Raw genomic sequence first — 24,542 nt, 5'->3', positions numbered from 1 at the left:
TTATGTCCCAAGTATAACGTAAAACAGGTGTAATGTTATAATTATTTCTTGTAAAAAAAGCGGCAAATAGTAGAATTGTAGTAAATCGCTTTCTTCTAGGAAGGAAACACAACACAATATGTTAAAAGAATACATTATGGCAATTGATGAAGGTACAACATCAACTAGAGCAATGATCTTTGATCATGAGGGCCACAAAGTTTCTGCTTCACAAAAGGAATTTTCACAGTACTTTCCGCAACCAGGTTGGGTTGAACATAAGGCCGAAGAAATCTGGCACGCTGTTCAAACTACCATTGCTAATACCATTATAAATTCAGGAATTCGCCCAGAACAAATTAAGGGAATTGGGATTACAAATCAGCGTGAAACGACTGTTATTTGGGATCGAAAAACTGGTAAGCCAATTTATAATGCAATTGTTTGGCAGTCAAGACAGACCACAGAATTGGCGGAAAAGCTCAAGGCTGATGGTTATGGTGAAATGATTCATAAGAAAACTGGTTTAATCATTGACCCGTATTTCAGTGCAACTAAAATTCGTTGGATTTTGGATCACGTTGAGGGCGCACAAGAAAAAGCCGAAAAGGGAGATCTTCTATTTGGCACCATCGATAGCTGGTTATTATGGAAGTTAACTGATGGTGAAGCTCACATTACGGATTACACCAATGCATCAAGGACAATGCTTTTTAATATCCACGACTTAAAGTGGGATGATGACATTCTTGAATTACTCAACATTCCTAAGAAAATGTTGCCGGAAGTTAGATCAAACTCTGAAATTTATGGCTATACAAAGTCTTACCGCTTTTTTGGTGGGGAAGTACCAATTTGTGGTATTGCAGGTGACCAACAAGCAGCACTAGTTGGCCAGTTGGCATTTAAGAAGGGTATGGTTAAAAACACATACGGCACCGGATCTTTTATCGTTATGAACACTGGTGAAGAACCAACCGAGTCGGATAATAACTTATTAACTACGATTGCGTATGGTTTAGATGGTAAAATTAACTATGCACTTGAAGGCTCGATTTTTGTTTCTGGTAGTGCTATTCAGTGGTTGCGCGACTCGATGAAGATGGTTAAAACGGCTGAAGAGTCTGAAAAAGCCGCTTTAGCATCCAAGTCAGAGGATGAAGTTTATGTTGTTCCGGCCTTTACTGGCCTTGGCGCACCTTACTGGGATTCAGAAGCTCGAGGAGCAGTGTTTGGTGTTACACGTGGAACCAATAAAAATGACTTTATTAAAGCAACGCTGCAATCCTTGGCATATCAAACCCGAGACGTTGTTGACACAATGCAAATTGATTCAGGAATCGAAATCCCAACTTTACGTGTTGACGGTGGCGCTTCAAATAATGACTATCTACTACAATTCCAATCAGATATTTTAGGAATAAAGATTGAACGTTCTCAGACTTTAGAGACAACTTCGATGGGAGCTGCATTTTTAGCAGGCTTAGCAGTTGGTTATTGGAAAGATGTTGATGAACTAAAAGACGTTTTTGTTGTCGGTAAGACGTTTGAAAGTAAGATGGAAGAGTCAAAACGTAAGAAGTTATACCAAGGCTGGAAGAGGGCTGTTAAGGCAACTCAAGTTTTTGCTCACGGTGAATAAGTGCGATAATTAAGTAAAAAGGAGTTGAGCAAATTGGCACATGATCGAATTGTAAAATTAGACGGACCATTAAACTTTAGGGACGTTGGTGGCTATCAAAATAAGGCAGGGCAAGCTGTTAAGTGGAACAAAATCTATCGTTCAGATTCCCTTAGTTCTCTATCAAATGAGGATAAAGAGAGCCTTACAGATTTACATGTGACAATCGACTGTGATTTGCGTTCGCAATACGAAAAGCAGTCTTCTCCTGATAAAGCTTGGCCAAATGTTCACTATGTTGACTTGCCTGTTTATTCTGAAAATCCAGAAGATCGTCCCAACGGACACAAAATGTTTCGCTTACTTCACCATATCCCAGATTTGAGCAATAATTTCATTGGTCGGATTTATCAGCAAACTTTATTAAGCGAGCACAGTCGGAAAATGTTTGCGCGCATTTTTACCGAATTATTGGAATTGCCAGAAGGGGATGCGCTTGTCTACCATTGCAGTGCTGGGAAAGACCGTACTGGAATGGTATCAGCTTTAATCTTGATGGCACTTGATGTTGATGATGATACAATTGCACGGGACTATTTACTGACCAATAAGTTATATGACTTTGCAGTTTCACGTCAGTTGCCAAGTAACGATGAGATAGCGCAAATGGTTGCAAAAATGAATGTCACCAAAGGAGAAGGGACAGCCATTATGGGCATCACGGAAACCATCCGTGGTGGCTGGGGCGATTTTGCAACATTCTTTAAAAAAGAGCTTGGCTTTACAGATGCTGATTTAAGCCAATTAAAGGAAATGTATTTAGAATAAAGAATATTAATCAAAAAGCTGCTAGCCAATTTACTATGAAGAAGGCTAACAGTTTTTTAGTTTAAAGTACTGTTACGAAAGAAGACACTATAATGTCCAATTTAAAAGTTATCCAAGCAGATATTACAACCTTAAAAGTAGATGCCGTCGTAAATGCTGCTAACAAGACATTGCTAGGCGGGCTAGGAGTTGATGGGGCAATTCACCAAGCAGCAGGTCCTCAGCTATTAGAAGAATGTCGTCAGCTTCATGGCTGTGAAACGGGCCAAGCCAAACTTACTAAAGGATATAATTTGCCTGCTAAATTTGTTATTCACACTGTAGGACCAATATACTCGGGAGCAACCAATGATAATAATCTATTAAATGATTGTTACATTAACTCACTTGAATTAGCTAAAAAGAATGGGTTGCATAGTATCGCCTTTCCCGCAATATCAACGGGAGCATATGGCTTTCCAATGGAGAAAGCAGCAAAGATTGCTTTTGCTACGGTTAGAAAATGGTTAGAGTCAAATAGCTCTTATGATATTGAAGTTCTAATGTGTGCATTTGATAAGAAAACACTTGAACTATATCATAATGAATTGATTAAGTAGACTAATTTGAAATAATATAATATATATTCCTGCATTAACATTTTAGTTAATGCTTGAGTATACTAGCTATACAAAGGACAGCCCCCTCGTTACCGTTTAGGACAGATTTTATCTGACACGAGGGGGTCTTTTTCTACTTTTTTGAGGGAGTGGGAAATGGACAAACAAAGTGGTTCATCTTTTCGTTTAAGTAACGCTACATGCCTTCTAGTAACATATTTATATAAAACTATAAAACACGAACTTTATAAGCGAAAATCAATATTATTGTTCTTGCATAATTCCTAATTTTATTCTATTCTTATTATTATCACATACTATAATAATAAAGCAAAAAGTGAGGATCTAATGTCAAGTTTTCAAAAATACTACGCAAAATTAACTGAAATTGCTGATTTTTTACTTCATAATCCAGAACTTGGTTATAAAGAATTTAAAACATCTAGAAAGATTGAAGATGAAATTAACAAAATTAGTCCCGAGTTAAAAGCCGAACATTATCTCGATACAGGTTTAAAAGTAACGTTAACTAATGGTAGCCAGAAAACCTTGGGAATTATCGCTGAAATAGATTCACTATATCAGCCTAATCACAAATTAGCAGATGCGAATACCGGTGCCGCTCAAGCTTGTGGCCATTACACACAGGTCACTACCGCACTAGCAATTATGAATGAAATAATTACCAATCACCGACTTAAAGATTTTGGTACTAATCTAGCATTTATCTTCACTCCATCCGAAGAATTTGTTGATCTTGCTTGGAGAAAACAGCAAAAAGAAGCAGGAAAAATAGATTACTTTGGTGGCAAACAAGAAGCTATTAAACTTGGTATTTTTGACGATATCGACTATTGTGTCTCAGTTCATGCGATAGGTGAAGATTTTGATGAACGAACTATCGAAATTAATTGTGATCTTGCTGGCTTTAATTTTGAATATTTTGATTTTTATGGCAAGGCCAGTCACGCGGCTTTCGCCCCAGACGCAGGTATTAATGCTCAAAGCATAGCAACATTATTTAATACCGCTTTAGCCTTGCAGCGTCAGCAAATCAAGGACCCTAATCGTATAAGATTTAATCCAGTAATAGTTGGCGAAAATCATGAATCAATTAACGTCATTCCTGATCACATCAAGATGGGGACAGATTTAAGATTTTTCGATATAGACAATGCACAAAAACTAATGAACCGGTTTAAGCAGGCAGCAGAAGGCTGTGCATCAGCACTTGGTGGCTCAGTTGAGTCCGAAAGACAAGTTGGCTATCTACCTTTGAATTCCAGTAAAAGTATGAGCGCTATTGTAAAAGACGTTTTCTCAACAGATGAAAAAATTCCCGGTTTAATCGAAAATCGGGGCTACACAATGGCCGCAGGTGATATTGGAGATGTTAGTTTCTTAATACCAACCATCCAAATCGGTTATGGTGGTTGGAACGGAACAATTCATGGTGATGATTTTACCCTAGTTGATCCTGAATTTGTTCTAGGAATTTTTCCTGAATTTGTCTTTAACAGTATTCTTAAGATTTCAAATAACTTAGATCAGGTAAAAACCTATAAGAAAACAAAGGAAGAATATCTAACTGAATTAGAAAAGATGGCAAAATAAAATGAAATATTTAAAAGCATACGGTCCGTTAATCATTTTAGTGTTGTTAATAGATACAGTTTCTGAAATGATTAGTACTCAAGTATTTAAAATCGGCAAAATTGAAATCTCTATCTTACCTCTAGTATTTGCGGTAATTATTGCTATTTTAGTTTATTTAATTCCAGCAAAACCTATTAAAAAACTCTACAATGATAAACGAGTGAAATTTGCCGGCAAATACATGATTCTTATCATGTTGCCTTTAATGGCACGTTATGGGGCGAATGTGGCTCCTAAAATCAATGAAATTATTTCTGTTGGTTGGGTTTTTCTAGTCCACGAACTAGGTAATTTAGGCACGATTATCTTTGGGTTACCTGTGGCACTATTACTTGGCTTAAGGGAAGAAGCTATAGGTTCAACCTTAGGCTTAGGTCGTGAAGGTGAATTAGCATATATCAGTGAAAAATACACACTGAATTCGCCTGAAGGTCGAGGCGTACTCGGAATTTATTTAATTGGTACCATTTTTGGTTCAATTATCTTTTCAATCCTTGCTCCACTTCTTCTGGGAATGGGCTTTAACTATAAAGCTGTCGCAATGAGTGCTGGTGTTGGTTCTAGTTCAATGATGACTGCAGCCTCAACGTCGTTAGCAGCTTTGGTACCAAAACACAGTGACACTATTTTGTCTTTTGCCGCGGCCAGTCAGTTGCTAACTAGTTTTATTGGCACTTATATCATGTACTTCCTAGCAGTACCTCTCCAAAGATTCATGTACACACACATTACCAGCCTGCTAGACAGAAAAAAAGAAGTTTATCCAGATCATGACTAAAGAAAACAACTTATATGAATTATTTAAAGATGCTATCATCCTTTTACTCAGCATTAGCTTAGTATTATTTGTTCAGTGGATTAAATTAATTAGAAATCCCAAAAGCACACCAATTACCACTGACACATTCATTGGTCTGGGAATGTTATGGCTTTTTTCACTACTAGGCATAGTTATCAGTATGCTGATGAAAAAAGTACCTTGGAAAATCATTCAGGGCTTCCCCATCTTAGGCTGGGTCTCAATCGTTTCTCTAATTTTTTGTTTGATTAGTCCCTACTGCGTTCGAGTTATCAATGCTGTAGACTTTCTCTCACTAACAACTTCTGTCCTAGCATTTGCTGGAATATCAGTTACCCACCGTTTGAAAGAACTGACTAAAATATCCTGGAAGATTTTAATTGTAGCAATTTTTGTTTTCTTTGGTATGTACTTTATGGACACCTTAATCTCACAAATTGCCCTTAATCTTAGCTAAAAGTATTTTTTTAAAAGTTAAAAGTCGCGCTAGCTTTAGCCAATTGCGCAACATGCCACAGCTTTTTAGACTACCTAAATTTAGTGCTACATGATAAAGAAATTCATGTTCAACTATGAATCCGTTTAAAAGCCAGCTCCATAAAATCATTTGTATAAATAGTTTAGGGCTGACCTAAAATAGCCAGACCATGAACGGTCAATAAAGCCAACAGGTAATTAATGTTAGCTCTGCTAATTCCATAGCGCCGATAGAGTTTAGTCGAACCAACGCCATAACTATGCCAAAGCTGTTATATTTCAATTTTATCTTGCTTAGATGATAATTTAGCCATAAAAATAACCCCTAAATTTGGGGGTTATTTCAAATATTAGAGTTCAGTTTTTGCTAGATTCCTAAAACTTTTCGTAATTGTAATGCTTCTTCGTCATTGCCTAGTTGAATTAAAGCGTCCTTTAAACCTAGAATTGGTTTGCCATCACGATCTGGAGTTGTTTGACCATGGGCCAGGGAGCTGAGGATTGCTTCGTTGACGATATCAACAGTAATTCTGAAGTAACGATCAATCTTATCATCAGTGATTGCCTGAATGGTACTTAATTCATGCTCAGGGAAATGGCTGACGCGATTAGCGGTCGAAAAGGCAAGGGTGATTTCACCGCTGCCGTTACCGCTGAATGAGCCGCTACGTGTAATTCCGATACTAGAGCGTTTTGCAATTCGTTTTAATTGACGTGAATTAAACGGAATGTCAGTAGCAATTATAGTAATGATACTACCTTTCTCTTTGCTATCTTTATTTTCAACAAACTTTTTACCAATTGCATGACCATAAATGTTTAAGTCAGTGCTGAGGCCAAAATTAGACATGACAAGTGCGCCCATAGTAAAAGATTTACCGTCGATTTCTACCTGTCTTGAAGCAGAGCCAATACCGCCTTTGAGTTCATAGCAACGCATGCCTGTACCACCACCAACGCCGCCTTCTGCAAAGTCAGTAGTTGCAGCATCAAATGCAGCGGTAACATCGCCCTCGGTAACACCTAAATCGCGGATATGGTTAATTGAGCTGTCATTGCATTCCATAATAATTGGATTAACGCTACCAGTCGAAAGACCAATTTCAGGATTATCGGCAAGCATCCTTTTAACAAGAGCCATTGAAGCAGTCCCAACGCTTAAGGTGTTGGTTAAAACGAGTGGTGTTTCAATTGTTCCTAATTCTTCTACTTGTACGAGGCCAGTGCTTTTACCGAAGCCGTTAATGACATGAGCGGCTGCTGGCATTTTTTCTCGGAAGATATTGTCCTGACAAGGTTTAACTACTGTTACGCCTGTTCTAAGACGGTCAGTGACAATGGTTTTATGGCCGACTGTAATGCCAGCAACATCTGTAATTAGATTTTTTGGTCCGGGCTTAGTATCACTAAGCGCAAATAAAAGTGGTTTGTTAAGTCCCATTTTTGCTCCTTTTAATTAAAAATTGTCTTCTTTTATTAAAACTGGTCAAGTGCTTTTGTGCAAGATAAAAACCACTTAGCTTTATAACGCTAAGTGGTTTTTAATTTGCTAATTGCTATTTAGGGTATATTAGTTCTTTTTACGCTTAATCCAAGCCAGAGCGCTTGCACTAGTGGCACTAATTAAGCCTAAAGCAGTAGTAAGAAGCTGCGAAACACCATTTTTCCCAGTTTTTGGTAGTTCTGGCTCAGCTGCCTTACTTTTTGGCATATCATGTTCAAGCTTATTAGTCTTATGGTAACTAGTTTCTGTAATTTTAGGTTGCTTAGTCTTATGATGCTGGTAATTGCTCTTATCAGGTGCCGCAAGTTCTGGAATGTCTGGGATTGAACCTGTTGATCCATTCGAGTCATTAGATCCATTAGAACCATCAGAAGTGTTAGAACCATTAGATCCGTTAGAGCTGTCCGAGCCGTTCGAGCTATCAGAGGTGTTAGAGCCATTCGAGCCGTTAGAACTGTCTGAGCTATCAGAAGTGTTAGATCCATTTGAGCCGTTAGAGCTGTCCGAGCCATTCGAACTATCAGAGGTATTTGAACCATTCGAGCCGTTAGAACTGTCTGAGCTATCAGAAGTGTTAGATCCATTTGAGCCGTTCGAGCTATCCGAGCCATTTGAGCCATCAGAAGTGTTAGGACTGTTTAGTGGGGTATAGACAAATGTTATTGTCTGTTCATTATTAGCATCATACAGTCCAGTAACGGTTTCTAGGCAGTTAGCTTTTAGCTCATAGCCGGAAATTTTAGCAGCTGAGAAAGAGTAGTTGGTGCCAATACGACCATGGTGAATTTCATTGTCCTTAAGTGAATTGCCACTTTCGTCTTGATACTGAATAGTTACAGGCTGTCCCATTCGAACATAGGTTTCGGCAATTAGATTAGGGTTGCGGGGTGACTTTTTCAAAGCAGCTGTCCTAGTAAAGTCAGGATTTCCAACCCCATCATCGGCCAGGTCACCATTCCATTCGTCATTCCAGTCATCAATGCCACCATTTATGTCTTCTTCATACCAGGCACGGTTTTTCATAAGTTCATAGGAAGTCCAGCGAGTAGATGCTTCGGGATTGTCAATTGTCCCTTTACCGACATTAACCCAGATGCCAGGAACGTTCAATCCAACTGTTCCATACAAGTAGCTGTCCGAGTCATCAGGATCCCAGGCTAATTCTTCGATATTAGCTAGAGCTGTTCTAGGTCCAAGAACAATGAGATCTAGGTTAGTAGCACCTTCTAGCATCTCCTCAAAACTGAGGCAGCCTAGGTCAAAGTTCTTAATATTCAGAGATCTTAAACTTGTGCAGTTTTTAAACATCTCAGAAACTTCAGCTGATTTATGTGTAGTAAAGCCACTCAAGTCTAAATCTACTAAGCTGCTACAGTCTGCAAACATTCGCTCGAAAGTCATGAAGTTCTTGCGGTTAATTTTAAAACTTGAGAGGTTTACGTCAACTAGGCTCCGCGCACCCTCAAACATACAGGACATGTCTTCTACTTGGCTTACGTCAAAGCCCGACAAGTCTACATGCGTTAGGTTCACACATTCAGCAAACATGCTACTCATAGATACAACTTTAGAAGTATTAAATTTTGAAGTTTTGGATGCACTTAAGTTGATACTAGTTAGATTCTGGCAACCGTAAAACATCTCGGACATGTCATCTATATTTGATGTATCCAGATTAGTAAGACCTTCAACACTAGTCAAATTGGAACAACCGTTAAACAGTCCAGAAATATTTGTTACTTTTGATGTATCAAGATCACCAAAATCCTTAATTTTTGTCAAACTATAACACCCATAAAACAGTCCGGATATGTCTGTTACATTTGATGTATCAAGATTACCAAGGCCTTCAATTTCTGTTAGGTTATTGAATCCACTGAACATGTAATCCGGATTCCCTACAATAGAGACTTTACCTATTATCTTGATTTTTTGGGGTTTGGGAGAATTATAAATTTGTCCATCATCAGCATAAAGTTTGCATGTGCTTAACGGCTGTGTTTTACTAATCGCTCCATCATATGTACCACCCAAAACGGTTAGCTCACTAGTTCCAGAATTATATGAAACTTGAAGACCGCCAAGGGTCCCTGTAATTGCATTAGTTTCATCAGAATCTGTTGCGCGTGTAGTATTAGACTCAGTTGAATCGGCTTGTGGCTCTGTATTATTAACGGGGCTAGTTTCCTCGCCATCATTAGAATTGGTCGAAGAAGCCAGTTGGTCACTTTGATCAGTATCTGTTCCAGAAGTGGTCACTTGATCAGCAGGTAGACTATCTGCTTTAACTAACTTTGGATTAGCAACAATTAATCCGAGTAGGATAGATGCTGAGCAGCTCAGCAAAGTTTTACTTTTAAAATCACTAGTTTTTTTCATAATTATCCCTTTCTGTACTATTGATTTTCAGTAATTGTTGTACGCGCAGTTTAAATAACTATGTTGAACATGTAACCAAACACAATTATCCCTCACTAAAATTGAAGGAATTTTTTGAAATATACTAAATTTTATTGCTTATGTTATTAAAATAACAAATATAAATCAAAAGATATATTATAGATGTGTAATTATAATTAACTATGCTCTATGCATACTTTTGAAGTATAACATTCGAATATAGTATTAACCAGCGATTTTAAAATTTCGTGTGTTATTAAAACTTGTTGAAGATATTTAATATTATATGTTATTTTATTTGTGCTTGATTTTCAGCTGTAATTGATTAACCCAAGTACCTTTTCATTAAATGCATACATTGCGACTACAGTGCCGTAAGAGATATCTGACTATAGGTAGTTTTTGACCGCAACAAAAGTGAACTTTGTCTACTTCATTGAACCGATTCAGCTATTTCTGTGTAAATTAAAAACCACTTAACCATATGAAAGGTAAGTGGTTTTTCTAATTTATCAATGGCTATCAAACTATATTAGCTTTTCTTACGTTTAGTCCAAGCAAGTACTAAAGCACTAGTCAAAGTGATTGATCCAAGTGCAATGGTTGTTAATTGTGACTTTTTCTCAGAGCCTGTTTTTGGCAGTTGGTCGTCGATAGAGGAGTTAGCTGAATTTAGGTTATCAGCATGGTTACTTGGACCAGAAGTAGAAGCAGCTGCTTGATTATTATTTGCTTCGTTAGCTATTTGACTATTGCCTTGATGGATATTGCCTATTTCTTTGTCCGTGTTGGTAGGCTTTGCTGGGTTAACAGTAGTTTCGCCTTCAGTTAGAGAAACGGTTTTACTATAAATATAAATAATGCTTTGTTTAGTGTTACTAAAGAACCCTGTAGCATTTTTAGGCTTACTCTTTAAAGTATAACCAGCAATTTCTTTAGCGGTTGAAACATAGCCGTCATTTAGATTACCGTTTAAAACTTCACTAGATGCAATCGCTTTGCCATTTTCATCTTGATAATGAACAGTGACATCCTCTCCTTTGATAGGGGCGGAAGATTCAGGATTTTTAATGTAAATAAAGGTAAATTCTCTTTCTTTATCTTCATCGTTATCATAAATACCGGTAACAGGGGATTGACCAGCCTTTAGAGTATAACCTGCGACGTAATCGCCAATAATTGAATAGGAATCGCCAAGATTACCAGGGAAAATAGTATTTTCTCCAATTTTTTTACCTGATTCATCGACATGGTGAATAGTAATAGGCAAGCCCATGCGGACATATGTTTCACCCTTTGTAAAATTACGTTTTTTACCGTCTAGGGTTATGGCACGTGACTTCATTAATTGTTCAGAAGTAAATTGCTCTGTTCCTTCGGGATGAGTTGTTGTTCCCTTACCGACATTAAGCCAAATTCCTTCAGTATCTAGTCCAACATCATCCAAGTATCCTGGAGGTATACTATCTATATCATCGATGTCGCCTCCATATACTGTTGTAAGATCAGTGTCTTTGCCTAGAACAAGCGTATTTAAGTTAGGCAATCCGGCTAGCATAAGAATATACTCCGGTGCACCTGTAGCAATATTTTTAATATTAAGCTTACGTAAATTTGTACAGCCATAGAAAGTAAGGGAGAAATCGGACTCATCGATATCAGGTATATGGAAGTGTTCTAAATTTAGCTCAGTTAAACTTTTACAATTCATAAACATTTCATATAGGACGTAAAGTGAGGAAGTGTCGAAACTTGATATATTCAAGTCAACGAGGCTTTCATTTCCTGAAAACATACCGCCCATATTTGTAACTTTTGCAGTATTGAAATTAGAGAGATCAAGTGCAGTTAAAGCTGTACAGCCATTAAACATATACTCCATGGTAGTCACGTTAGCAGTATTAAAACTAGACAGATTGAGAGTGGACAAAGCAGAGCAACCACTAAACATAAACTCCATGGTAGTTACGTTAGCAGTGTTAAAGCTGGAAAGGTTGAGCGAGGTCAGGGAACTGCAGTCTGAAAAAATCTCATACATGCTCTCTACGTTAGCAGTATCAAAGTTAGAGAGATCAAGTGAAATTAAGCTACTACAACTATCAAACATTCGGTCCATATTTGTTACTTTTGCAGTATTAAGAGCTGAAACATCTAGGTAGTCTAAATTACTACAGTTGGCAAACATAGCACCCATGTTTGTGACATTAGCGGTATTGAAACTGGAAATATCAAGTGAGAGCAAATTTTGACAGTTACGAAACATGAAGGCTGTACTGGTTGCTTGAGAAAGGTCGAGATATTCTAGACCTATAATTTTTGATGCATATGAAAAGCCGTCGAACAAAAAGTTGGCGTTATTTGAATCATCAAGGTTTATTTTGCCAGTAATGATAATTTGCTTAGCACGTTTAAGCTTTATAGAATTTCCCTCACTATTAGAAAGGGTATAGTTAGAAATACGATCGTTATAGTTAGTAATATTTGTATATGTTCCACCTAGAATGGTGAGTTCATCAGTGTCAAGATCGTATGAAACTTGTAGTCCAGCAGCAGTTCCATCAATCCGCTTTTTACCTATATCAGTTTCAGTAGCTTGATTGGCTACTGAATCTTGAGCCAAAGCTGGCTCACTTACATTTGTATCATCATTGATAGCATCTTCTGATGGGGCTGGAATTTCATCTGTAGTATCTCTTTCCTCTGGTGTTGTTTGACTTGTAGGGTCACTATCTGCTTTGACTAATCGGGGATTAATGGAAATCAAACCTAGTAAAATAGCGGCTGAGCTACTAAATAGAGTTTTTCCTCTTAAGTTATTTGTCTTTTTCATTAGTAAAGGCACCTCATCAGTTATTTGTATACATAACCTAATTATTATATATGTACTAGTATATTTATATATATGTAAAAAGCAAGTCAAGAACTGGTGCACTTAAAACGATAAAGACGACATTCATTACTGTATAAGCAAGAATTAAATAACGATATGTTTTACAGGAAGCCGATATATTATCAGCTATGATAAGAGAGCTGATTATGAAAAATAACTGTACTTAACGTCGATGAAATGGTGTTTAGAATCTGAAAAACAGGTTTTATTTTTAAAAAATATTTTTATTAAGTAACGAATTGAGAAAATTAAAAGCACCAACATAACTGTCCAATTATAGTTGGTGCTTTTTAGAGTTAACGCTTAGTTATTTACTAAACTTTTTAATTTTTGCCCAAAGAAGTGCTAAAGCGTTGGTTAAAGTGATTAAGCCAAGTGCAATAGTTGCTAGCTGGGCCTTTTTTTCAGAGCCTGTCTTTGGCAGTTGATTGTTGGTAGAGGAGTTAGCTGAATGTAGGCTGTCAGCATCGTTACCTAGTGCATTTTTGTGAGCATCATAAGGACTTAAGCGGGAAGGAGTAGCACTATTTGCTTTGTTACCTTTGTTTCCATTACTCTTATTTCCGTTATCTTTGTCATCAGTTTGACCTTCGGCATTAGAGTCAGTCTTACTATAGACATAAGTAACATTCTGCGTAATATCACTAAAGAATCCTGTAGCGTTTTTTGGCCGAGTCTTTAAAGTGTAACCAGCAATCTCTTTAGCGGCTGAAACATAACCATCGCCTGTATTACCGTTTAAAACTTCATTAGGTGCAATAGTCCTGCCCTGTTCATCTTGATAATGAACAATGACATCTTCTCCTTTGATAGGAGTGGACGATTCAGGATTTTTAATGTAGGTGAAAGTAAATTCCCGCTCTTTGTTCTCATCATTATCATAAATACCGGTAACAGGGGCTTGTCCGTCTTTTAAAGTATAACCTGCAACGGGATCGCCGATAATTGAATAAGGGTCGCCAAAATTACCAGGGAAAATAGTATCTTCTGCAATTTGTTTTCCTGACTCATCGACGTGGTGGATGGTAATAGGCAAGCCCATGCGGACATATGTTTCAGCCTTTGTGAAGTTACGTTGATTACTACCACGGATTGTGGCACGTGCCGCCATCAATTGCTCAGAGGTATATTGCTCCGTTCCTTCTGGTCTAATTGCTGTACCATTACCAACATTGAGCCAAATTCCCTCCGTATCTAGTCCTACATCTTCTGCTGGAGCGCCGCTTGGAAAAACAGTTGAGAGACCAGTGTACTTACCAAGAACAAGTGTATTTAAGCTAGGTAATTTGGCTAGCATATTTTCGTACTCATTATCACCTATAGCAATATTTTTAATGTTGAGCTTCCGCAAGCTTGTACAGCCATAGAATGTATCTTCTAATTCTACCTCTCCCAAATTTGTATCTGGTATACAGAAGTTTTCTAAATTTAGCTCAACTAAACTGGCACAGTTTTTAAAAGTTGCACCTAGATCTACAGGTAAAGTGGTCTTGAAACTTGATATATTTAAGTCGACAAGATTTTCATCATCTGCAAACATACATGACATGTCAGTTACTTTTGAGATATTGAAACTTGAAAGATCGAGTGCTGTTAAAGCCCTACACTTCCTAAACATAGCTCTCATTTCTGTTACATTAGCAGTATTAAAGCTAGAAAGATTGAGTGAAGTCAAATTTTCACAGCCATTAAACATGTAAATTGTACTAGTTGCTTGAGAAAGGTCTAGGTGTTCTAATCCTACAATTTTAGATGTATTAGAAAAGCCGGCGAATAAAAAGTCTGCACAATTTGAAGAGTTAAGACTTATCTTACCAGTAATAGCAATCTGCTTAGCACGTGCAAGTTTTATGGAATTTCCTTCGTCGTCAGAAAGGGAATAGTCAGAAAGACAATCGTCCAAAAAACTGATTTGTTCATATGTTCCACCTAAAATGATGAGTTCATCAGTGTCAAGGTCATAGGAAACTTGCAGTCCAGCAGCAGTTCCATCAATTCGTTTTTTATTTACGGTAGCATCAGAATCTTGAGTGGTTGGTGAAGCTTGATTCGCCGCTGACTCATCAGTATTTGCAGGTTCACTGATGATATCTTCTGATGGATTTGGAGTCTCAGTTGCAGTAGTTTCTTTCTTAGAAGCCATTTGGCTAGTAGAAAAACTGTCCGCTTTGACTAGATGAGGATTAATGGAAATCAATCCAAGTAAAATAGCAGCTGAGCTACTAAATAGAACTTTTCCTTTTACGTTACTTGTCTTTTTCATTAATAAAGGCACTCCACTGTGTATTTGTATACAATTAAGTAATTATATATGTATTAGTATATTTATAATTATATTTGTGTATGTGCCAAAAGCAAGTCAAGAATTTGTGCACTTAGAAGGATAAAGACGAAATCATTACTGCATAAGCAAAAAATAAAATAACGAAGTGTTTTGAAATAAACTACTATATTATCAGGGATGATAAGAGTATTGGTTGTGAAAAATAACTGTACTTAGCACTGATAAAATGGTGTTTAGGATCTGAAAAACAGATTTTATTTTTTTAAAAAATATTTTTAATAAGTAACGAATTGAGAAAATTAAAAGCACCAACATAACTGTCCAATTATAGTTGGTGCTTTTTAGAGTTAACGCTTAGTTATTTACTAAACTTTTTAATTTTTGTCCAAAGAAATGCTGCAGCGCTGGCTAAAGTGAGTGAGCCAAGTGCAATAGCTGCTAGTTGGGCCCTTTTTTCAGAGCCTGTCTTTGGCAATTGATTGTTGTTAGAGGAGTTAGCTGAATGTAGTTTGTTAGTGTTACTACCTAGTGCGGTTGTGTGAGTTTTGTTACCTAGTGCATTTGTATGAGTACCATAACGATTTGAGCTGGGAAGAGTGGCATTATTTGCTTTGTTACCTTTGTTTCCATTACCGTTGTTTGCATTGTCTTTGCCAGTAGTTTGGCTCTCAGTCTTAGGGTCAGTCTTACTATAGACGTAAATAACATTCTGGATAGTATCACTAAAGAATCCTGTAGCGTTTTTTGGCCGAGTCTTTAAAGTGTAACCAGCAATTTCTTTAGCGGCTGAAACATAACCATCGCCTGTATTTCCACTTAAAATCTCGTTAGGCGCAATGGTTCGGCCTTGTTCATCTTGATAATGAACAATGACATTTTCTCCCTTGATAGGAGCGGACGATTCAGGATTTTTAATGTAGGTGAAAGTGAAATTACGCTCTTTGGTATTATCATTATCATAAATACCGGTAACAGGAGATTGACCGGCTTTTAAAGTATAGCCTGCAACGGGATCACCGATAATTGAATAAGGGTCGCCAAGATTACCAGGGAAAATAGTATCTTCTGCAATTTGCTTTCCGGACTCATCTACATGGTGGATAGTAATAGGCAAGCCCGTGCGGACATATGTTTCAGCCTTTGTGAAGTTACGTTGTGTGCCATCTATGGTTGCGACACGGGCCCTCATTAATTGCTCAGAGGTGTATCGTTCGGTTCCTTCGGGGCTAATTACTGTACCATTGCCAACATTGAGCCAAATTCCCTCTGTATTTAGTCCTACGTTTTCCACAAGAGTATTTGGATCATCTATATTAGCTAGATCATCGCTGTATACTGTTGTAAGATCAGTGTTTTTGCCAAGAACAAGAGTGTTTAGGTTGGGCAAGTTGGCTAGCATATCTTCGTACTCTGGAGTACCTGTATTAATATTTTTAATGTTGAGTTTCCGCAAATTTGTACAACCATAGAATGTTTGTGCGAAAGCTGCCTCCTCTGAATTTGGGATGTGGAAGTTTTCTAAATTTAACTCAACTAAATTGGCGCAATTTTTAAAAGCTTCGCTCATTTCTATAGGTAAAGTGGTCTTGAAACTTGATATATTTAAGTCGACAAGATTTTCATCATCTGCAAACATACATGACATGTCAGTTACTTTTGAGATATTGAAACTAGAAAGGTCGAGTGCGGGTAAAGCTGTGCACGCCATAAACATACATGACATGGCTGTTACATTAGCGGTATCAAAGCTAGAAAGATTGAGTGAAGTCAAAGATGAACAATCACTAAACATATATGACATGCTAGTCACGTTAGCAGTATTGAAACTAGAAAGATTGAGTGAAGTCAGAGATGAACATTCATCAAACATAAATGTCATGTTTTCTACATTAGCAGTATTAAAGCTAGAAAGATCGAGTGAAATCAAATCTTCACAGCCACGAAACATGGAAACAGTACTAGTTGCTTGAGAAAGGTCCAGGTGTTCTAACCCTACAATTTTAGATACACTCCGAAAGCCATTGAATAAATAGGAGGCACTATTTGAAGAGTTAAGACTTATTTTACCAGTAATAACAATCTGCTTAGCACGTGCAAGTTTTATAGAATTTCCTTCACCGTCAGAAAGGGAATAGTCAGAAAAACGATCGTCCCAAAAACCGATTTGTTCGTATGTTCCACCTAAAATGGTGAGTTCATCAGTGTCAAGATCATAGGAAACTTGCAGTCCAGCGGCCGTTCCCTCAATACGTTTTTTACTTACGTTATCATCAGAATTTTGAACGGTTGATGAAGCTTGACTCACGGCTGGGTCATCAGTATTTGCAGCCTCACTAACAATATTTTCTGATGGGGTTGGAATTTCACTGGTAGTAGTTTCTTCCTTAGAAGCTGTTTGACTAGTAGAGAAGGTGTCTGCTTTGACTAACTGAGGGTTAACAGAAATTAACCCAAGTAAAACGGCAGCCGAGCTACTAAGCAGAACTTTTCCTGTTATGTTGTTTGTTTTCTTCATTATTAAAGGCACCTCACCATTTATATACACTTTTTTTATTATATATGTATGCGTATTTCAAAATTATATATTTATGTATGCAAAAATCAAGATAACAATAAAAGGAAAAACCTCGGTAATTTAATAACGAATTACAATAAAAAGACTTGGTATCACGGAAAAAATAACAAATAACGATGCCCCGTGGACTGAAAAAATCATCTTTAGTAAGAACTATAAAATTTTAAATAAACTGACTTAAAAGAGCCACTAGGCGAAAAATAACAACAAAAATTAAAATTGTTATTTTAAAAAATATTTTTCAAAAACAGTAATTTTGGGCTATTTTTTAATGTTAACCTAATACTTGGAACTGAAAGGATTATTCAGAGCGTTATCTTAAAAAGTGTAATAGATTTAAAATTTAGGGTATAAAAAAACCGAATCATATTCGATTCGGTTTTTAAATATCGTTTGATAACTAACTCAATTTCTTTCCCTTACGACTGAACCATGCTCCTATCAAACCTCCAAATATTGATAAGAATCCTAATCCTAGAAGAGCCAATTGTGAACCTTTGTTTACACCGGTTTGTGGTAAACTGCGGCTTGTAACGTTAGCATGGCTTGCAGTGTTTAAAGTTACGTTCTTTGCTTGTGATTTATGAGCTACTAGGGGAGTTACCTTTGAACTAGCAGCTGAGTTACTCTTTTTATTAGCTGTATTTGCAGCATTATCTGCTTCAACACCAGCACTGGATTCTGCAATTCCAATTCCAACTGCATCACCGTCAACAACGGCATCGGTAAGTTCATAAACATAATTAATTGATTGATGATTAGAACTAAAGGTGCCAGTTGCATTAGCAGGAGCTTCAAATAATGAATAGCCCGTTATCTTCTGTGCGGAAGTAGAATAGTTGTTACCGATTTTTCCTTGCAAAATCTTATCCGGTGCGAGAGTCTTACCTGTTCGATCAAGATAATGAACGGTAACATATCCTTTGTCACTAGGAGTTGGGGCAGCATCTGCATCCTCAGTGTTTGCCATTGTACCGTCAGAAGCACCTAGAACAAAAGTACGTGAACCAATTTTTTCACCCTTTTTTGGTGTTTTTCGTAGTTTCTCCTTCTTAGGAGCGGCAATGCTTCCTGCACCAGAAGTAGCTGATTTTCCGTCAGAAGCTCTTAAAGAAAAAGTCTTTGAACCGGTAGTTGCAGCAGCAACAGGATTGGTACCAATTGAAGTTGCGCCAAAAGCTACGATTGCTAAAGAGTTCAATAATAATTTCTTAAATTTTAAATGTCTGTTTGTTTGTCTATTCATTTTCTATGCACTTGCTTTTCTGTTCTCTCAAAAATAAACAAAACTAGAATAATATAAATTATTTTTATGACTACTAAAGTATAACACGTCCTTGCAAAAAATCATAGTATAAATTAATAGATATTTATAATTAATAGTTTAATACTAGTAACTTATAGTACTAAAAGTTTAACAAATGGCTCTGTAGCAGGGGTATAGACCGGTTTGGTATAGACCGAGCCTTTTTCAATGAAATGGTTACATTATAACTTAATTTTATCAAACCCGGAATTTCAAAAATCACAATTGAAAAACATTGATATAAAAGCTGTGAAAGCGTTTTTAATTATTGAACAATAAATTAGAGGTAATTTGTTATTTTATATACGTTCTTACATATATTTATTAATCGCATGCATCTGTTAATATATAAGCTAAAGTTGATGGAAGTTGCCTGCTATTTCTAATGGATAATAGGCTTTATTACCAAAATTGATTATACAGTTATTTTATTTTTTAGCTATAAATATTGAAAACAAAACCAAAAATGCGGTTCCATTCAAGGAATCGCATTTTAAAATATAATATTTAAGTATAATTGTTATTAATTTTCTTTGCGTTTGCGTGTAAACCAACTGCTAGTTAAGCTACCTAAAATTGCAAGCAAGCCGAGACCAAAGAGAGAAGTTTTCTCTGTTTTATTATTACCAGTCTGAGGTAACGTGCTTTCTTTCGAAGAGGCGGTAGAAACTGAAGAAGCTTGATCTTTTTGGGGATCAGTTTGTTGTGCATAGTGGCCTGAAATTGCTGACTTCTTTTGGCTAGCTTTATTAGTGGTGCCAGTCTTACTGCTACTTTTTGCAGGAACAACGTTTTCGTTTTCATTGCCAGTGCCGATTTGACCTGCTTTTTGATAAACATAAGTAACATCCTGAGGATTACTGCCGAAAAAGCCAGTTGCATTATTAGGACGTTCCATTAATACATAACCAGGAATTTCTTTTGTATTTGAAATATAACCATCGCCAATATTGCCACTTAAAATTTCATCAGGACTAAGTGTTTTACCGTCCTTATCCTGATAGTGAACAGTAACATTTGCTGCCTTACTTGGCTCAGTAACATTTGGGGTGCTTGGAGCAACTGGTGTTTCAGGCTTTTTAGTGAAGTGAATGTAGCGATCAGCATCTGTAGCTGGATTGTAGTTTGTTGTTAATTCGTCTGAAGACCAGTTTTTTGAAGCTTCCGGATTATCGTCATTATTATGTGTACCGTGACCTACGTTAACCCATTTTCCTGGCGTATTAAGCTTTGCATCCTTAATGTTGTTCTTATTGCCCAATACTAAAATATCTAATGAATCTAGGTCTTCCAACATTTTGTCAGAATTGGTTACAGCAGACATATCAAAGTTGTGAATATCTAATTCTTTTAAAGCATTGCTTTGATAAAACATCCATTTCATATTAGTGACTTTTGAAGTATCAAAGCTACTGAGATTAATTTTGGTTAGCTTAGTACTTTGGAACATGTATGCCATGTCAGTAACTTTTGAAGTATCAAAACTGCTTAGATCCAGTTCTTTCATATTTTGTAGATGATAGAACATTGAATTCATGTTGGTAACATTCGTGGTTTTAAAGTTATTGCCAAAAGTTATGTCAGTTAAGTTATCACAAACACTGACTAAGTGGGACATATCAGTGACATTCCTAGTGTCAAAACTGCTTAAATCTAGTTTAGTTAAGCTATAGCATTTGCTAAAAAGACCAGCCATATTAGTAACATTAGTAGTGTTGAACTTACTCAAGTCTAGGCTTGGCAGCTTTGCACATAGATAGAAAAGATGCTGCATGCTTTTAACACTTGAAGTATCGAAGTTACTCAGGTCAATGCTAGGCAAACTGATGCATTTTTCAAACATTGAAGTCATATCAGTAACATTACTGGTATCAAATTTTGTGGAGCCATTAGCAGCTGTTAAAGTTAAGTTTGTTAGAGCTTCACAATCATAAAACATTGAGTTCATAATTGTGACGTTAGTTGTGTTCAGTTGACTAACATCAAGTGAAGTTAGTTTTTGGCACATACTAAACATATGGTCCATGTTAGTAACGTTAGCAGTATTAAGCTGGCCTAGATTTAAACTAGTTAAATTAACATCATGATCAAACAAAAATGACATGTCGCTTACATCAGAAGTATCAAGTTTTTCTAGTCCATTGATTGTGGTTAAATTATCTAACTCACTAAAAAGTCCTTTGATTGAACCACTTAACTTGATAGGACCAGTAATATTAATTGTTTGAATTTTCGTCGCATCAATAGTCCCTAAATTACCACGAATGCGTCCAGGGTTTGTTATCGTTTTAGAACTTCCAGGAATCGTTAGTGTTTTACTGACGTCATCATAGGTTACATCATCTATTCCATTCCAATTTACAGTTTGAACTGATTGAGTTGGTGAAGAAACAGGAGTATCAGTTTCTGTTTGTACTTCCTGGTTATTCTCAGTTGTTACAGTTGTTGGACTTTGCGTATTTTCTGTTTTTTCTGCAATAGTTGAGTCAGAGTCAGCTTTGTTTGCTTGATTGGCGGGTGCTGATTGACTAGTTGGCAAACTGTCAGCTTTTACATGCTTAATATTAGTAGAAATACCTACTAATGCAGAAGATGCAATAGCTCCAAACAGTATTTTCTCTGCCTGTTGAACCTTGATTTTTTTGCTCATTTTAATATTCCCTTTACTTTAACTTATAACATGTTTAATTTGGGCATTATTATATCATCAATGAGAATAAAGTGTTAGCGATTTGCGTTTCATAATTGTATATAACCATATAAAAACAGCCCTTAAGCGATAAGTGCTTAAGAGCTGTTATTTATTTGTTTTATTAGAAGTTAGCTTTCTTAATATATCTGTTTTTGCCGACAATATAGAAACGTTTGCCGTGAATTTTTACAGAGCCACCATAAGTTACAACAGATTTATGCTTTTTAAGAACTTTTCTGTTAGCTCTTTTACCCTTTGCGTTATATAAATATGCATTGTGGGTTAATCTACGTTTAATACCAGAAATATTATTAGCCTTAACGAAGCTATTGTCTCCTAAAGCGTAGTATTTCTTACCATCAATTGTTTTAGTGCCATATGTTGCAATAGATTGGCCAGCAAAGTATTCACCGTTTTTAAGAGCACCATTTTGATCATAAACATAAGTGTTATGCATTACTGTGCGGTAAACCGGTCTCTCAATTGGTTTAGGAGTAGATGGAGTAGTTGGTTTGGTTTTAGGATTGTTGTTAGTAACAGGTGCGGTAACAGTAGGTGTTGAAGGAGTAGATGGGGTTACACTTGAGTGATCTTCGGCAACTTTGACATAAGTTACTGTCTTATCAGTGTCTTTATCATCATCTTGTTTACTATCAACAGGGTATTTAGCAAGTAATTGGGAAGTAGAGAGTTTGTCTTTGCCCGCAGGCTTTTCAGGAGTACCAGCACCTACTTCTTGCCAGATGGCTTTTGTATCAAAACCAGTTTTACTGAGATCATCATTTACATTGAACGTAAAGTTGGTCAGGCCATCCAAGCCTTCAAGCATGTTTTTCATAGTAATAGCTTTGCCTAGACCAGAAGCATTACCCAACTTAAATTTGCCAATATTTAATGAAGCTAGGCTCTTGTCGCCGGTAAACATGTAGTCCATCATATCAACTGCTGATGAATCAAAATTGCTTAAATCCAATTTTGTTAGACTTGAGCAGCCATTAAACATACTAATCATGCAAGTAACCTTACTAGTATTGAAGTGGGATAAGTCAATTCTAGTAAGGCTTGAACAACCATAGAACGTGGCCCCCATGCTAGTTACGTTTGCAGTGTCTGTAAGGCCGTCAATCTCTCTTAAACCTGAGCAGAAAGCAAATAGAAGATCCATGTTTGTTACATTTGAGGTATCAACGTTAGTAAGATCAATCTTTTCTAGCTTAGGAAGATTGCTAAAAAGACCAGAAGCTGAACCTTTGATAGTTAATTTACCTTTAAAGTTAATGCTATGGATTTCATTAAAATCGGTATCTTTAGAATTGGTATCTATAGCACTAATTGGTGTAGGATCAGTACCATCAGGAGCTGCTATTGTTCCTTCAGGGATGGTCAATTCATGTGTCTTTTGATCATATGTGACTTTCAATCCATTCCAGTCTCTTACGATTGGCTTATCTTTGTTTGTGTCAGCATTACCTTTATCTGCAGTGGTTTGCTCAGTAGTTTGAGCAGGTGCAGTAGTTTTGGCGCTGGCAGTGGTTGGACTAGCAGCTACCAATCCCAGTGCTGCTAGTGCCATACCGCAAAATAATAACTTTTCTTTCTTTTGTTGAATATTATTGTGATTATCCATGATATCCTCCTATAGAATAAAGTTAAGTACATTTACAGTATATTAGGACAGGATAAAACTAACCATTAAATTTCATAATATAATTTAAATCAAATTATAATTGACCAAATTTCTAATATCAGAATTAATAATTTGTCTAAATAAAATTTATGACTGACGAAAAAAGCCTGTTACTTTACTGAAATTCCCAAAGTAACAAGCTTTTTGCCTTATTAATTTGATTTATCTAGCATTTTACTAATACACGTATATGAATAGCAGAAAATTTAGATTTGTTTATTAATACGCGTGTTTCAGTCAAATTATCTACGCCAAGTTCGCACTAAGCACCAGCAGATAATGATGAAAAAGATAATATTAAAGCCAAGCACACAAGCATTGATTACACTCATTTTTTGGAAAAATTGTGGGTGGATACGTGAGTGAACCTGAACGCGTTTTTTGACCACTTTCTTCTTATTTTTAACAGGTAAAGAAATTTCTTTCTTATTTTCTTTTGATTCAGAATTAGCAGTTAGTTCTGCAGCGGCAAGATTTGCTTTAGTTGCCTTAACTTTACTGATTAAGTCGCCTTGGACCACAGTTCGATGCTCACCATAACCATATTTTGAGGTGTTGAAATCGGAACAGGTTATCAATGTAATCATACTTTTGTCATTAACATTATTTTCGACTTCCACCTGAGTAGGCTTGACTGCAAACGAAATACTGTTTGTTTCATAGGCATAAATATGATGAAGATCGGTTACGTAAATCAGGTCACCTATTTTGGCTAAATGCAGATTGTCTAAAACCGCTGGTCCATATGATCCCATATAATGGCCGGCTAAAACGTAGTTGTTTTTGCCGCCCATTGTTCTGTCGGGGAGGCAGGTAACTACACCGTATTCTAAATTTTGGTTTTGATCACCATATCCGGCAAATAGTGGATTATGAATATTAACGGCTGGAATTGAAATACGCCCAATCGCATAGGCTTTAACCTGTTTTGATTTAAGTATCCTGCTTGCACTAATCGATTCTGTTTTGCTCGCATCGTAGTTAGTCTTGCGCTTTTTGTTTTTAGTAGCCTGCTTAGCGGTTAATTCCGAAGTTGCTTTTTCAGCGTTCTGTTGGAAAAGATAGGAGCTTCCAAAGCCTGAACCAAAAAAGATCAGGGTAACGCCCAAGTAAAAAAGGGCACCAATCAGGATGATTTGAATAGAGGACCATATTTTTTGCTTTAATAATGAAGAGTTTTGCTTTTTTTTAGCCAATTTAGTTTACCTTCCGCTATTTTTAATACTCACTATACTTTATTTTAGA

General features: G+C 36.6%; 15 protein-coding genes. 6 read left to right on the top strand and 9 right to left on the bottom strand.

Annotation, left to right across the window (positions count from 1 at the left end; all coding sequences use genetic code 11):
* The first annotated feature begins 118 nt into the window (after positions 1–118).
* From glpK to F5ESL0263_RS08040, 6 genes are all read left to right on the top strand, one after another.
* Complete coding sequence (gene glpK / locus F5ESL0263_RS08065; protein WP_122036228.1) at positions 119–1,621, top strand: glycerol kinase GlpK; 1,503 nt, start codon at positions 119–121, stop codon at positions 1,619–1,621.
* Between the two features lie 33 nt (positions 1,622–1,654).
* On the top strand, positions 1,655–2,428 hold the full coding sequence (locus F5ESL0263_RS08060) for a tyrosine-protein phosphatase (protein ID WP_122036226.1): 774 nt from the start codon (positions 1,655–1,657) through the stop codon (positions 2,426–2,428).
* A 92-nt stretch (positions 2,429–2,520) separates the two neighbouring features.
* Positions 2,521–3,027: an O-acetyl-ADP-ribose deacetylase gene (locus F5ESL0263_RS08055; RefSeq protein WP_122036224.1), complete on the top strand. Its 507-nt coding sequence runs from the start codon at positions 2,521–2,523 to the stop codon at positions 3,025–3,027.
* A gap of 348 nt (positions 3,028–3,375) precedes the next feature.
* A complete protein-coding gene (locus F5ESL0263_RS08050) occupies positions 3,376–4,641 on the top strand; it encodes a M20/M25/M40 family metallo-hydrolase (RefSeq protein WP_122036222.1) in 1,266 nt (421 codons plus the stop codon).
* A gap of 1 nt (position 4,642) precedes the next feature.
* Positions 4,643–5,461 (top strand): DUF3100 domain-containing protein, encoded by an 819-nt coding sequence (locus tag F5ESL0263_RS08045; protein WP_122036220.1) that lies wholly within the window; start codon positions 4,643–4,645, stop codon positions 5,459–5,461.
* Positions 5,454–5,939, top strand: a complete 486-nt coding sequence (locus tag F5ESL0263_RS08040) for a hypothetical protein (protein ID WP_122036218.1) — start codon at positions 5,454–5,456, stop codon at positions 5,937–5,939. Before F5ESL0263_RS08045 ends, F5ESL0263_RS08040 begins: the two co-directional genes overlap by 8 nt.
* Before the next feature lie 387 nt (positions 5,940–6,326).
* Here F5ESL0263_RS08040 and F5ESL0263_RS08035 read toward each other — a convergent pair whose 3' ends face one another.
* The 9 genes from F5ESL0263_RS08035 to F5ESL0263_RS07990 all read right to left on the bottom strand — a co-directional run bounded on the left by F5ESL0263_RS08035 (position 6,327) and on the right by F5ESL0263_RS07990 (position 24,493).
* Positions 6,327–7,400 (bottom strand): P1 family peptidase, encoded by a 1,074-nt coding sequence (locus F5ESL0263_RS08035; protein ID WP_122036216.1) that lies wholly within the window; start codon positions 7,398–7,400, stop codon positions 6,327–6,329.
* A gap of 129 nt (positions 7,401–7,529) precedes the next feature.
* The gene (locus F5ESL0263_RS08030; RefSeq protein ID WP_122036214.1) at positions 7,530–9,842 is read right to left on the bottom strand and encodes a BspA family leucine-rich repeat surface protein; all 2,313 of its coding nucleotides are present in this window, start codon (positions 9,840–9,842) and stop codon (positions 7,530–7,532) included.
* A 553-nt stretch (positions 9,843–10,395) separates the two neighbouring features.
* The gene (locus F5ESL0263_RS08025; protein ID WP_122036212.1) at positions 10,396–12,693 is read right to left on the bottom strand and encodes a BspA family leucine-rich repeat surface protein; all 2,298 of its coding nucleotides are present in this window, start codon (positions 12,691–12,693) and stop codon (positions 10,396–10,398) included.
* A 367-nt stretch (positions 12,694–13,060) separates the two neighbouring features.
* Complete coding sequence (locus F5ESL0263_RS08020; protein WP_122036211.1) at positions 13,061–15,016, bottom strand: MucBP domain-containing protein; 1,956 nt, start codon at positions 15,014–15,016, stop codon at positions 13,061–13,063.
* A gap of 379 nt (positions 15,017–15,395) precedes the next feature.
* A complete protein-coding gene (locus tag F5ESL0263_RS08010) occupies positions 15,396–17,552 on the bottom strand; it encodes a BspA family leucine-rich repeat surface protein (protein ID WP_122036207.1) in 2,157 nt (718 codons plus the stop codon).
* Between the two features lie 460 nt (positions 17,553–18,012).
* On the bottom strand, positions 18,013–18,858 hold the full coding sequence (locus F5ESL0263_RS08005) for a MucBP domain-containing protein (RefSeq protein ID WP_122036205.1): 846 nt from the start codon (positions 18,856–18,858) through the stop codon (positions 18,013–18,015).
* A 583-nt stretch (positions 18,859–19,441) separates the two neighbouring features.
* Positions 19,442–21,568 carry a BspA family leucine-rich repeat surface protein gene (locus F5ESL0263_RS08000; protein WP_122036203.1) on the bottom strand — a complete coding sequence of 709 codons (2,127 nt, stop codon included), beginning with the start codon at positions 21,566–21,568 and terminating at the stop codon, positions 19,442–19,444.
* 163 nt (positions 21,569–21,731) lie between these two features.
* On the bottom strand, positions 21,732–23,237 hold the full coding sequence (locus F5ESL0263_RS07995; RefSeq protein ID WP_122036201.1) for a BspA family leucine-rich repeat surface protein: 1,506 nt from the start codon (positions 23,235–23,237) through the stop codon (positions 21,732–21,734).
* A 302-nt stretch (positions 23,238–23,539) separates the two neighbouring features.
* Positions 23,540–24,493: a class A sortase gene (locus tag F5ESL0263_RS07990; RefSeq protein ID WP_122036199.1), complete on the bottom strand. Its 954-nt coding sequence runs from the start codon at positions 24,491–24,493 to the stop codon at positions 23,540–23,542.
* Positions 24,494–24,542: the final 49 nt, after the last annotated feature.

Origin of the sequence: Lactobacillus sp. ESL0263 (assembly GCF_003692845.1) — a bacterium.
GTDB classification, from domain to species: domain Bacteria; phylum Bacillota; class Bacilli; order Lactobacillales; family Lactobacillaceae; genus Lactobacillus; species Lactobacillus apis.
This window is presented reverse-complemented; position numbering and strand designations above follow the sequence as displayed.

What these genes read in the sequence shown, in the direction of transcription:
- glpK (WP_122036228.1), top strand. Translation starts at nt 119, where the DNA reads ATGTTAAAAGAATACATTATGGCAATTGATGAAGGTACAACATCAACT.
- F5ESL0263_RS08055 (WP_122036224.1), top strand. Translation starts at nt 2,521, where the DNA reads ATGTCCAATTTAAAAGTTATCCAAGCAGATATTACAACCTTAAAAGTA.
- F5ESL0263_RS08050 (WP_122036222.1), top strand. Translation starts at nt 3,376, where the DNA reads ATGTCAAGTTTTCAAAAATACTACGCAAAATTAACTGAAATTGCTGAT.
- F5ESL0263_RS08045 (WP_122036220.1), top strand. Translation starts at nt 4,643, where the DNA reads ATGAAATATTTAAAAGCATACGGTCCGTTAATCATTTTAGTGTTGTTA.
- F5ESL0263_RS08040 (WP_122036218.1), top strand. Translation starts at nt 5,454, where the DNA reads ATGACTAAAGAAAACAACTTATATGAATTATTTAAAGATGCTATCATC.
- F5ESL0263_RS08035 (WP_122036216.1), bottom strand. Translation starts at nt 7,400, where the DNA reads ATGGGACTTAACAAACCACTTTTATTTGCGCTTAGTGATACTAAGCCC.
- F5ESL0263_RS08030 (WP_122036214.1), bottom strand. Translation starts at nt 9,842, where the DNA reads ATGAAAAAAACTAGTGATTTTAAAAGTAAAACTTTGCTGAGCTGCTCA.
- F5ESL0263_RS08025 (WP_122036212.1), bottom strand. Translation starts at nt 12,693, where the DNA reads ATGAAAAAGACAAATAACTTAAGAGGAAAAACTCTATTTAGTAGCTCA.
- F5ESL0263_RS08020 (WP_122036211.1), bottom strand. Translation starts at nt 15,016, where the DNA reads ATGAAAAAGACAAGTAACGTAAAAGGAAAAGTTCTATTTAGTAGCTCA.
- F5ESL0263_RS08010 (WP_122036207.1), bottom strand. Translation starts at nt 17,552, where the DNA reads ATGAAGAAAACAAACAACATAACAGGAAAAGTTCTGCTTAGTAGCTCG.
- F5ESL0263_RS08005 (WP_122036205.1), bottom strand. Translation starts at nt 18,858, where the DNA reads ATGAATAGACAAACAAACAGACATTTAAAATTTAAGAAATTATTATTG.
- F5ESL0263_RS08000 (WP_122036203.1), bottom strand. Translation starts at nt 21,568, where the DNA reads ATGAGCAAAAAAATCAAGGTTCAACAGGCAGAGAAAATACTGTTTGGA.
- F5ESL0263_RS07995 (WP_122036201.1), bottom strand. Translation starts at nt 23,237, where the DNA reads ATGGATAATCACAATAATATTCAACAAAAGAAAGAAAAGTTATTATTT.